At 52.0% G+C, this 10519-nt stretch carries 11 protein-coding genes and 1 tRNA gene; 4 read left to right on the forward strand and 8 right to left on the reverse strand.

What is annotated here, in order from left to right:
• Window positions 1–292: 292 nt before the first annotated feature.
• The 3 genes from AAH187_RS17840 to AAH187_RS17850 all read right to left on the reverse strand — a co-directional run bounded on the left by AAH187_RS17840 (window position 293) and on the right by AAH187_RS17850 (window position 2242).
• A complete protein-coding gene (locus AAH187_RS17840; protein ID WP_342349839.1) occupies window positions 293–1408 on the reverse strand; it encodes a DegT/DnrJ/EryC1/StrS family aminotransferase in 1116 nt (371 codons plus the stop codon).
• A 154-nt stretch (window positions 1409–1562) separates the two neighbouring features.
• Window positions 1563–2015, reverse strand: a complete 453-nt coding sequence (locus AAH187_RS17845) for a YqaA family protein (RefSeq protein ID WP_342349840.1) — start codon at window positions 2013–2015, stop codon at window positions 1563–1565.
• Window positions 2012–2242 (reverse strand): DUF2835 domain-containing protein, encoded by a 231-nt coding sequence (locus AAH187_RS17850; protein ID WP_342349841.1) that lies wholly within the window; start codon window positions 2240–2242, stop codon window positions 2012–2014. The genes AAH187_RS17845 and AAH187_RS17850 overlap by 4 nt, the downstream gene beginning before the upstream one ends.
• Before the next feature lie 225 nt (window positions 2243–2467).
• Here AAH187_RS17850 and AAH187_RS17855 point away from each other — a divergent pair, with 225 nt between their 5' ends.
• Together AAH187_RS17855 and AAH187_RS17860 are read left to right on the forward strand one after the other, a co-directional pair.
• Complete coding sequence (locus AAH187_RS17855; protein WP_342349842.1) at window positions 2468–3256, forward strand: 3'(2'),5'-bisphosphate nucleotidase CysQ; 789 nt, start codon at window positions 2468–2470, stop codon at window positions 3254–3256.
• Window positions 3257–3793: 537 nt separating this feature from the next.
• Window positions 3794–4246 carry a response regulator gene (locus AAH187_RS17860; RefSeq protein ID WP_342349843.1) on the forward strand — a complete coding sequence of 151 codons (453 nt, stop codon included), beginning with the start codon at window positions 3794–3796 and terminating at the stop codon, window positions 4244–4246.
• Here the strand turns inward: AAH187_RS17860 and AAH187_RS17865 are convergent.
• From AAH187_RS17865 to AAH187_RS17885, 5 genes are all read right to left on the reverse strand, one after another.
• Window positions 4239–5423 (reverse strand): THUMP domain-containing protein, encoded by a 1185-nt coding sequence (locus AAH187_RS17865; protein ID WP_342349844.1) that lies wholly within the window; start codon window positions 5421–5423, stop codon window positions 4239–4241. The two genes, AAH187_RS17860 and AAH187_RS17865, sit on opposite strands and share 8 nt — an antisense overlap.
• A gap of 112 nt (window positions 5424–5535) precedes the next feature.
• Entirely contained in the window at window positions 5536–5847 is a 312-nt protein-coding gene (locus AAH187_RS17870; RefSeq protein WP_342349845.1) for an iron-sulfur cluster biosynthesis family protein, read from the reverse strand.
• Window positions 5848–5967: 120 nt separating this feature from the next.
• A complete protein-coding gene (locus AAH187_RS17875) occupies window positions 5968–7038 on the reverse strand; it encodes a D-glycerate dehydrogenase (protein ID WP_342349846.1) in 1071 nt (356 codons plus the stop codon).
• A 295-nt stretch (window positions 7039–7333) separates the two neighbouring features.
• Window positions 7334–8338, reverse strand: coding sequence for a sodium:calcium antiporter (locus tag AAH187_RS17880; RefSeq protein WP_342349847.1), 1005 nt, complete (start codon window positions 8336–8338; stop codon window positions 7334–7336).
• 204 nt (window positions 8339–8542) lie between these two features.
• Window positions 8543–9352, reverse strand: a complete 810-nt coding sequence (locus AAH187_RS17885; RefSeq protein ID WP_342349848.1) for a SprT-like domain-containing protein — start codon at window positions 9350–9352, stop codon at window positions 8543–8545.
• Between the two features lie 122 nt (window positions 9353–9474).
• Between AAH187_RS17885 and tadA the strand changes: the two genes are divergently transcribed.
• The gene (tadA, locus tag AAH187_RS17890) at window positions 9475–9963 is read left to right on the forward strand and encodes a tRNA adenosine(34) deaminase TadA (RefSeq protein WP_342349849.1); all 489 of its coding nucleotides are present in this window, start codon (window positions 9475–9477) and stop codon (window positions 9961–9963) included.
• A gap of 13 nt (window positions 9964–9976) precedes the next feature.
• Window positions 9977–10065, forward strand: a tRNA-Ser gene (locus tag AAH187_RS17895).
• The last annotated feature ends 454 nt before the right edge of the window (window positions 10066–10519 follow it).

The raw sequence follows: 10519 nt of genomic DNA on the forward strand, positions 1-10519 counted from the left end.
AATATTTAGGCATCTCCTTATAGTTCTGTCTCATCATATCAAAAATTCTCGCCATTGAGTGATTCCTTCAAAACTGGTTCCCACATGCGGTTGCCTCTTCCTTTGCCCGCGCCTTAGGAGGAGCGACAGGGAGACAGAATCCATACCGCCTCTATGTTAAGAAAAAAATGTGGACCGAATGATCATGATAGGAACCACCTCCGATGTCCTAGAAGAGCATCAAGGCGCCCAGTTGTCACAGCCCGTATTCTTTCCTCATGCGGGAACACGCCAGCTTCAATCCTGACGGCATCTATTTATTAAAAAAGGCTTTAATTGTGTCGACCACATACTGGAGTTGATCCGGTGTGAGCTCCGGATAAATGGGAAGGGAGAGCACCTCTTGGGAGAGCTGTTCCGAGACCGGGAAATCGCCTTTATGATACCCGAGATCCTGGTAACATTCCTGAAGGTGGAGGGGGACGGGATAATAAATGCGATTGCCTATGCCATGTTGGGTAAGGTAGGCACTGAGTTCGTCTCGCTGTGGAGTGCGAATGGTGAATTGGTTGTAGACATGAGTATTGCCGGATGACACTACCGGCACCGTCAATCGCTCCTCAAGACCGCATGCCTGAAACAGTTTCTGATAACTCGCCGCATGTGCTTGACGCTTGGCAGTCCACTCAACCAAATGCTGAAATTTCACCTGGAGGATGGCGGCTTGCAACGCATCCAACCGGCTGTTCATCCCGATGAAATGATGATGGTACTCTGACCGGCTCCCGTGAACACGCAAGAGTTGCAGCCGCTCGGCCACCTGGGGGTCCCGCGTGGTAATCAACCCGCCATCACCAAATCCCCCTAAATTTTTCGACGGGAAAAAGCTGAAGCATCCCGTGCGCCCGAATGCTCCGGCTTGGACACCGTTTCGAGCAGCACCGATGGCCTGACAGGCGTCCTCGATAACCGGGATTCCCTGGGCATCCGCGATCTGAAGGATGGTTTCCATGTCCGCGCATTGCCCAAAAAGATGGACCGGAAGAATGGCTTTGACGTCGGAAGTGAGGCTATCCGTTAACCGGCCGGGATCGAGATTAAACGTTTCAGGCATCACATCGACAAACACCGGACGCGCGTGAAGCCGGGAAATCACACCTGCAGACGCAAAAAATGTAAACGGGACCGTCACGACGCGATTGCCAGGTTCTATCCCCACTTCCATCAACGACAACAGTAACGCGTCGCTTCCTGACGCCACACCAATCGCATGATCCGTGCCGATGAATGCCGCCAGTATCTGCTCCAGGTTCTGAACATGGGCGCCCAGAATAAAACTTTGCTCCGCACACACCTTATCCAACACCACCTGAATGTCCTGTTTGATGCTGGCGTATTGGGTTTTCAAATCAAGAAGGGGAACGTTCACGATATGACGACTCCATAATGGGCTTGGAAGTATAGAAGCAATGGTCGTATGGACAGAAATTTACAAAAAAGGATATTAGCACTTAAGTGGTAAGACGGAAGGGCAACAATACCAACAACGTTTTCTGAATGCTATAGTCAGACGCCTTGGCCATTCACCCGCTACCGGTGGGCAACAGCGCGAACAAGACCGCATACCGGCACCCTTTGCCAATCCCGATACACACGAGTGCCCTGACCCAGCCCACCCGCAACCACCCTGCTGCGATGCAGAGCGGATCCCCAATAAACGGCACCCAGGACAATAACAGCACCGGACTGCCCCACTTGCGAACCCGTTCCACTGCCAGATGCTGAGCCGGTTTGGTTAACTCATTGAATGGATACCACCACCCGATGAGCCACCCCAAGGCCCAGGAACTCATTCCACCCAGGGTATTGCCTGCTGTCGCCGTGGCGAGAAGACTCCAGGCAGGGAGATGTCCCTGTGATGCCAAAATGACGAACACAACCTCAGAGCTTCCCGGCAATACGGTTGAGGAAAGAAACGCACTTAGAAATAATCCGATAAGGGAATACTCATCTCCAGTCATAGCGGCTGCGCTCACCTGTCGTCCTGTGCCAGGCGGATCGAATGAAACTTCAAATTCGCATCAAAGGTGATCTCAAATGTCCCCTGGATCCCCTGATGCGAGACAAATGGACGAAGTACTCTTGCGGGAAATTGGATCGTCCGACCATCGATTGACGGTGCCACCACATATTCCACCGCACCCTGGTAATAGGCCTGAAAGCGTTCGTGAGAAATTTTCAGCCTCACGGTCACGGTTTGCATGACATTCTCCAGGGTCTCAACTCACAAGTCATACCGTGCACCTGAACCCTCTCCTGAAAACACACCATCCTCAAGCAGAACATCTAGCCTCCAACACGCCTCTCATGCTATGAACTGTTACGTTGGATGTCTTGGGCGCGCTCCACACTTAACCGATGATCCCGGGTACAATATCAATAAAGGGCATTTATTCCACAGTGCTACTGCTCCAGAACCATTGACATCATGACTGATTATCGCCAAGAACTCTCCATCATCCGGCAAGCCCTTGGCCTCGCAAGTGATCGTCTTCACAGAATCCAGTATGAAGGCTTGGCCATCCAGATCAAGCCGGACGGATCGCCAGTGACCAATGCCGATCTGGAAGTCAATCGTATCATTCAGGAAGCCTTGTTCGCCGCCTACCCTGATGATGGCTGGCTCTCGGAAGAATCGCCCGACAACTCCCTCAGACTGAAAAAAAACCGTGTGTGGATCCTGGATCCCATCGATGGGACCAAACCCTTTATTAAAAGCCTGCCACAATTCGCCATCTCTCTCGCGCTCATTGACAATGGACAGGCCTCGATCGGGATTATTTTCAACCCGGCCACGCGGGAATATTTTTGTGCCGTGCGAGGTGAACCGGCGACCGTGAATGGCTGCCCCATTCATGTCGCCCAGACCACAGGACATCGCTTCTCGTTTCTGGTGAACACAGGACCCATTGCCCGCTCCACCATTCGCACATGGCGAGAAACCGCCAATTGCCGCACGCTGATGGGTTCCATCGCCTATTCATTGGCACTGGTGGCTGCCGGACAGATTGACGGATTGATCAATATCGGCACACAGAACGAATGGGATATCGCTGCCGCCCTCCTTCTGGTTCAAGCGGCAGGGGGGGTCGTCGTGGACAGAGATGGGAAACCCATTCAATGCAACCAACCTCATCCCACCGTCAACGGCATCATCGCCGCTCGCCCTGATGCCATGCCCGTGATCAAGCAATTTCTTGCGAGCCTCCCTGCCTAGGAACCTGTCGGACTGAGGATGAATCGCCTTCAAAAGTGTCTAAGCGGTCCATATTTCGCCGCTGTCTTAGACCATAGTCCCACTATGGGCCAGCGAAATCGTCAAAATCTGGCCTCGCTCAGCCGCTTTTTCGCTCTCGATCCCCTACGCCCGACAGGCTCCTAGCATTTTTCCATCAGGCCACGGGCGTTTCGTTATCCAGCTTCCTAGGGAAAACGGATCATCCCTATTCGCCTGATTGCTTCATGTTTGTTCAAACTGGATGAGATTCGCGCTGTTTGCCGTACCACTCATTCAGCGTAATGGGCTTCGATCCATTCTGCATTCAACAGAATATGGTCAAGGCATCACCTCTCCCATTCTCATCATTCTTTATCAAAAATCCTTCCCAGCCGGCTTTTCCTTAAACTCAGCGAAGATTCAACCGAAAAAACAGATGGGCCACCCCACGTATTCGCTGTCGTCATCAAGCGACAATCCTCCACCAGACTGAAGGGTGGGCAGTCTGTTTCAACCAGGAAGTTGGGCAATCGGATCATGCGCGGAGCCGTCAAAAACACGATTAAGATCCTGACCATCGAGGATGATACCGCCCAGATAGAAGCCCTCAAAGAAGCACTGACGGTGGCCCAAATCATCTGTGTGGAAATTCTGGAAGCCGAAGACGGCGAACAAGCCATGGCCTTTTTAAATCAGGAGTATCCCTTTATGGATGCCCCACAACCCGACCTGATTTTTCTTTCCAATCATCTCCCCGATGTGTCGGGAGAAGAAATCATAAAGGGACTTCAACGCGACCGCCGCTTACAATCCATTCCGGTGGCCTTGTTTTCGGAAGAAGCTCCGCGGCAATCGAAAAATTTTTCTTTCCCTCCCAATTGCCATCTTTTTAAACGACCGAAGACCTGCGACGAATGGATGTATGTGCTGCGATGCATTGAAGATGTCTGGGTCTCGCTTTTAAACATGGCAGGGAAACCTCTCATCTAAGACCGGGGTTATTCCCCGCCTGTTGCCTGGCCTGCCTTGCCGATTTCCGGTTTCCTCCGGCCACCATCTGAAATTCATACAACCTCGATTCCAATGGACCATTGAACAAGGGGATTTTGCGTGACGGCGCTAAGTGAATGAGTTTAGGAAGACGCGAATCGGCCGTGAGCACATAGACATCCCACCCAGTAAACCGCTGCTTCAAGAGATTTCCAAACTTCGGATACCACTCCTCCAGCTCCGACCGGTCTCCCATTCTCACTCCATAGGGAGGATTGGTAACCAGAAAACCCTTTGGTCCAGGAGGCGTCACATCCAACACATCCACCTGACCCAATTGAATATCTTCAAGCCCCAAGCCTTCAAGATTTGTTCTCGCCATGGTTAAGGCATTCGCATCCTCATCATAACCAACAATAGAGAGACCCGGACCGGGGGGAATCGGTTTGATCGACTCTTGGCGTAGGTGATCCCAGATCGTGTGATCAAAATTCTGCAGGTGCCGAAAGGCAAATTCCCGACCACGGCCTGGCGCAATCCCTTTGGCCATCAACGCCGCCTCAATTAAAAATGTGCCCGCGCCACACATCGGATCAAGCAAGACCTGCTCGCCGGTCCAACCTGAAAGCCGGAGGATGCCGGCCGCCAAATTTTCTCGTATCGGCGCGTCTCCCGCCACCTTCCGCCATCCACGTTTAAACAGCGGATCTCCCGAGGTATCGATATACCACACGACATGCTCTTCATCGACAAAGACCACAATTTGAATATCGGGTTGGCGTTTACTCACCTCGGGGCGTGCATGTTCCACCCGAACAAATCGGTCACAAATGGCATCTTTCACTCGCAATGTCGCAAACTCAAGGCTTCTCAGTGGAGAATGTTGAGCAATGATGCGAACTTTGATGTGACAGTCCACGGAAAAATATTCGGGCCAGGGAAGACATGAGGCAAGGCGATAGAGATCCTCCTCATCCCGGTACCATCCCTGTCCGATTCGCCACAGAATCCGGCTGGCAATGCGACTTTCTAAGTTGAGCCGGTAGCAGAGGGGAAAAGTGCCCTGACATTCGACGCCACCAGGGGTGGATCGAATTTCCTGCCCACCCAATTCTTGAAGTTCGTGGCTGAGAACTCCTTCTAAGCCACGAGGACATGTCGCAAAAAATATTTCCATAATATGAATAATCGCGGGGTGTATGGTTACCGGTTGAGGTTAGGAACAATCATTGATGAAGAATCTTCGCGCATTCGGGTTCCATCAGTGCTCCAATCCCATTCTGTCTTCTTCATTCAGGTAGAATCAGGTTTAATTTAAAAGGATCGGGCGGTTCCGGGTGGTGGAAGCCGAACCCAGCAGCCTCCTCATAATCAACAGTAACGCCCTCCATCCGTTGTGCGCAGGAGCCGTCGATTGCGACGATGAGCCCTTCAATATCTAAAACCGAATCCTCCTGTGTCACTGCGTCTTCAAGGGTAATGGAAAAAACGAGGACTTTGTCATCCCGGTCCCGAACGGCTAAACGAACAATGGGATCTTCGGGGTGCTCCTCGATCAGGACTTTTAATTTTTCTACGGCAGGTGTGGTGATGTGGATCATGATCTCTCCTCTTGACGAAACGGCCAATCGTCAGATTGACCTGCCATGTCTCGCATATCATCGAGCTCCCTTCCCAGCATAAACAATCCTCCATCAATTTTCTTGGGTATTTCTACAATCTCAGATCTCGAAACTGCGCTGGTAGACTTCAGGATTGACACAATGTGGAAGCGCATCTCCACGTAACCCGGCAACGATATTCTCAGCGGCAATGCAGGCCATTCTGGTCCTTGTCGCCACAGAAGCACTCCCCAAGTGTGGGATAACCAGACAGTTAGGAAGCGTGAGGAGCGGGTGTGACGCAGGAATGGGCTCCGGATCAGTGACATCTAAGGCTGCCCCACCAATATGGCCATGCACTAAGGCGTGGTACAGGGCCTCAGGATCAACCACGGCCCCACGAGCCGTATTGATCAAAATACTTGATGGCTTCATGGCTCGAAACTCAGCTTCCCCAATCAAATGATGCGTGTGAGGAGTCAGGGGTACATGCAAGCTCACAAAATCCGACTGAGCTAATGCCCCATGCAAATCAACCTTCTGGAATGAAGTGGTCACCGGTTCCCCCTGATTAATCCCTGCAGAAGAATCCTCCCGTGGCAAAACCGGTGTGGCAAAGGACTGCGTACCGGATCCGGATGATCCAGAAGATTGGGGTGACCGCACCGCTAGCACCTTCATCTGAAATCCTTGAGCGCGCCTGGCCATCGCCTGCCCGATCCGGCCAAACCCCACAATACCTAACGTCGCACCATGCACATCCTGTCCCAGCAAGAGATCAGGGCTCCAGGTTGCCCATTGTCCCTTTCGCACATACTCGGCTCCTTCGACAATCCGTCTGGCTGCAGAGAGGAGCAGCGCAAAGGCCAGGTCCGCAGTTGTTTCAGTTAAAATACCCGGTGTGTGCCCAACCGGGATACCACAGGCTGTACATCCTGCCACGTCAATATGATCATATCCGACAGCCATGGTGCTAATCACGCGAAGCCGTTTACCGGCCTGAAGCACCTCTCGATCAATCCGGTCCGTCAACAGGCAATACAGGCCCTCTGCCTCAGGAAGATGATCCAATAACCACTTCCGATCAACGGGGCAATCCTGCTCCCAGCAGACAAGGTCGGCTTGTGCCCGTAACACATCCCAGGCCTGTTGTGGGAGACGTCGTGTGACAACAACTTTCGGAAGGGTCATTGGTAGTCTTTGGTTCTATTCTTCATGGCTCGTGAAGAAATTAAAGTCCAGGTGTTAGCAAGAGCTATTGAATTTTGGAATAATTTTGTCGTTTCCTCAGCCTATGAGTTACCGAGGCTCACAGACATAGTGGAGTGTTCAAAGCTTGTCCTGAGCTTTCGAAGGAATGCTCGTCCAGCACGGCCAAGGGGCGACCTGCCTGCACGCTTGTGCATCGAAGCGTGCTTCAGCGCGTAGACGTGAAGCCGCTCCGGCGAAGGCAGGGAACGCCGCTGGCGGCATTTTTCAACATTCCCTACCAAAAGAGCACCGAAACCACAAACAGCACGTAACACAGCCCGTTAACAACCAGGTGAATGGGCTTCAACACGCCTCGCCGCACCACCCAGGTCAAATAGGAGGCCGCCACCAATGTCATCGCCATTCCCATGAGAATTTCATGTTGCGGTACCCAGGCTGTCAGCATAATTCCCAAGGCCGGCAATAAACTCCCCTGAAAGACCATGGCCCCGGTGATATTCCCGACAGCCAAGGTATCCCGACCGCGCCGGATCCAAATAATGCTGTTTATTTTTTCCGGCAATTCTGTCGCAATTGGAATAATTAACAGAGACAAGGTTAAGGCCGAAACTCCCCACTTGGGGGCAAGATGTTCAATCCCATACACAAAGCCTTTCGCCCCTAACACAATGAGGCCCAGGCCGCATCCCACTTGGAACAAGATCGCCAATAAATTATCGGGAAGCCCCACTTTGGTCATATAAAGCGGATGATCCGCCTCCGTCCCATGTCCATCATCCACTAAATTGGCTGAAGATCGAATGGTTTGATACAAATACACCACATACAAGGTAACCAGCGCTCCCGCCATGACAGGCCGCACCCAACCCCACTCTTGGGGAACAAACACGGCAATCACTCCCAGACAAAACGCCCAGTTAAACCAGAGCAGATCACGGGCGAATCCGGTGGGCTCAGGATTCAACGTGCCATGCCATCCTCTTTTCCGTGCGGCAAAGAACCCCATCAGAAAGAAGGCTATTGTGGCCAGCATCAGGGGTGCCCCGAGAATAGCCCCCACCCCCACTTCGTGCCGCAACGTTTCAGAACCTGATGACAACAAGATGGCAAAAATTGGCACCATCGTTTCCGGTAACGCCGTTCCCACCGCCGCAAACACCGAACCGGTGACGCCTTCCGAAATCCCTAGACGCTCTCCAAAATGTTCTAAACTGTTGGTGAACGCCTCCGCCCCTAACAAAATGACAACCAAGGATGCGAATAGAATCAGGATGTCCATTTGAAAAAGGTACGATCCCGTTTAACTATGACAATATTCCAGGAATCAAGCTAAATTTCATAATACTTTCATATAATTACGAACGCCAAGGTAAAGGTATTTCCCTTCGGGTACCGCCCCACGTTCTCAAGGCGTCCCCCCACCTTGCCATCTGGAAATTTATTCTTCTACACTCCTTCTATGGACAACATCACCACAGGGCTCTTACTCGTCCTCGGAACCATTGTGATTTATGCGATAACCATTCGTTGGTGGCGCCATCGCCGGGCCGCCAAACTCGCCGATAAACTCCTCGCGGAAGTCATCCGGGGTAAAGACGCCTTTCGTCGATAAGGCTTCGCCATCCCTCTTACCAGCCCCACAGTACGTCTGACCTGCCGATTCATCCTCAGCCTGACGCGCTCCACGATTCAAGCCTCTCCCGTCCATCAAGTCTTCATGAAGTGGTTGAGTGTGGTGGTTTAACTCAACTTCGACAAGTTTCCCCCGACATCGGCTACAAATATGTCGGGTCGGAATGATCGTTCGTCGTTGCCGATGATAGGCCATTCCACATTGGAGACATTGCCAGGCATAGCGATTATGCCGTTGAACAGCTAGGTTCAACTGATGGCGAACGGTCACTCCGAGTCCCGCCGCATTCATCCGGTGCATCATTTCTCGAAATTCTGCGCCATGGGACGGGCGATGCTTGCGAATATCAAACTGCCATTGATGGATCATTTCATGCGCCAACGTTCGCTTCAGTTCCGCTTCAGGTTGATCGCGAAGCAAGGGGGCGGACAGCCTAATCACTCGTGCCGCACCTTCTCGATACTCACGTGAGGCCCACCAGCTTCTTGGGCCAATTTGGCTCACAAACAGCCCGGCCGATGCGGTTAATCGTGTGCTCCACTCAATGGTAATGAGGGGTAACCGATTCTCGAAAAAGCGGTGCGCAAGACTTTGCCAAATAGCTTGCACCTTTTCCAAAGGAACGAGCCTCTGACGCATGATACTGGCTGGAGAGTTCACCAGAATTTCCAGGTGGGTTGGCTATACATCACGTAGTGGCTATGTTAACCTTTTTTTTTGCCTTTCGGAACAAAAACTTTCACTCACACAATCATCAGTCGCCTTCACTTTTTGATATGACCATGGACGTATTGGATCCAAGCACGGATAGTCAATTCATGCGCATGGCCTTGGATCTGGCGCACAAAGCCTTTCGTGCGGAAGAAGTCCCGGTTGGAGCGGTTTTGGTCCAGGATGGAAAGATACTCGCCACTGGCTTCAATCAACGGGAGAGCACACAAGATCCGACCGCCCATGCCGAACTCATGGCCATTCGATCCGCTTCCATGGCACTAGGGTCCTGGCGTCTTACAGACACCACCCTCTATGTCACATTGGAACCCTGCGCCATGTGTGCCGGAGCCATCATTCAGGCCAGAATTGCCCGTGTCGTATTTGGCACATGGGATCCGAAGGCCGGCGCATGTGGGTCAATCTGTAATCTTACTGCAGAGACCAGGTTTAATCACCGGGTGAGCGTAGACTCAGATATCCTGGCAGAGGATTGCCGGGCGATCTTACAGAATTTTTTTCAGCACCTACGGAGCAACCAACCAGTTCCCACCGCATAACATAGACGAACACGGAGAGGTGCGAGAGTGGCCGATTCGGACGGTCTCGAAAACCGTTGTCCTCACAAGGGACCGTGGGTTCAAATCCCACCCTCTCCGCCAGCCTTCGCCAAGGCTTCGGCTGGCAGGCCACAAAGACCCACGAAAAATTAAGGACGGACCGAATAGCATATTTACTGCAACGAAGGCTGTCCGCCGAAGCTTTAGCGAAGGTGGACATCACCAAACTTCAAAAATGAAGTATGTCTATCTCATCAGAAGTGAATCCCATCCTAAGCAGAAGTACATCGGCATCACATCCGACTTGAAAAAACGACTGATCGTTCACAACAGCAGTGGCTCTGTCCATACTTCAAAATTCAAACCATGGGAACTGATAACTTATGTTGGCTTTTCCGACATATCGAAAGCCCTTGAGTTCGAACGCTACCTTAAGTACGGTTCAGGACGAGCGTTCGCCAAGAAAAGGCTTTGGTAATAGAGATATTTCCCCTTCATGGGGTGACCGGAGCCACGCTAAGGCACGAGGGGGCTGGCCCCCTAGTGGGAGTGCAGG

Origin of the sequence: uncultured Nitrospira sp. (assembly GCA_902500695.1) — a bacterium.
GTDB lineage: Bacteria > Nitrospirota > Nitrospiria > Nitrospirales > UBA8639 > Nitrospira_E.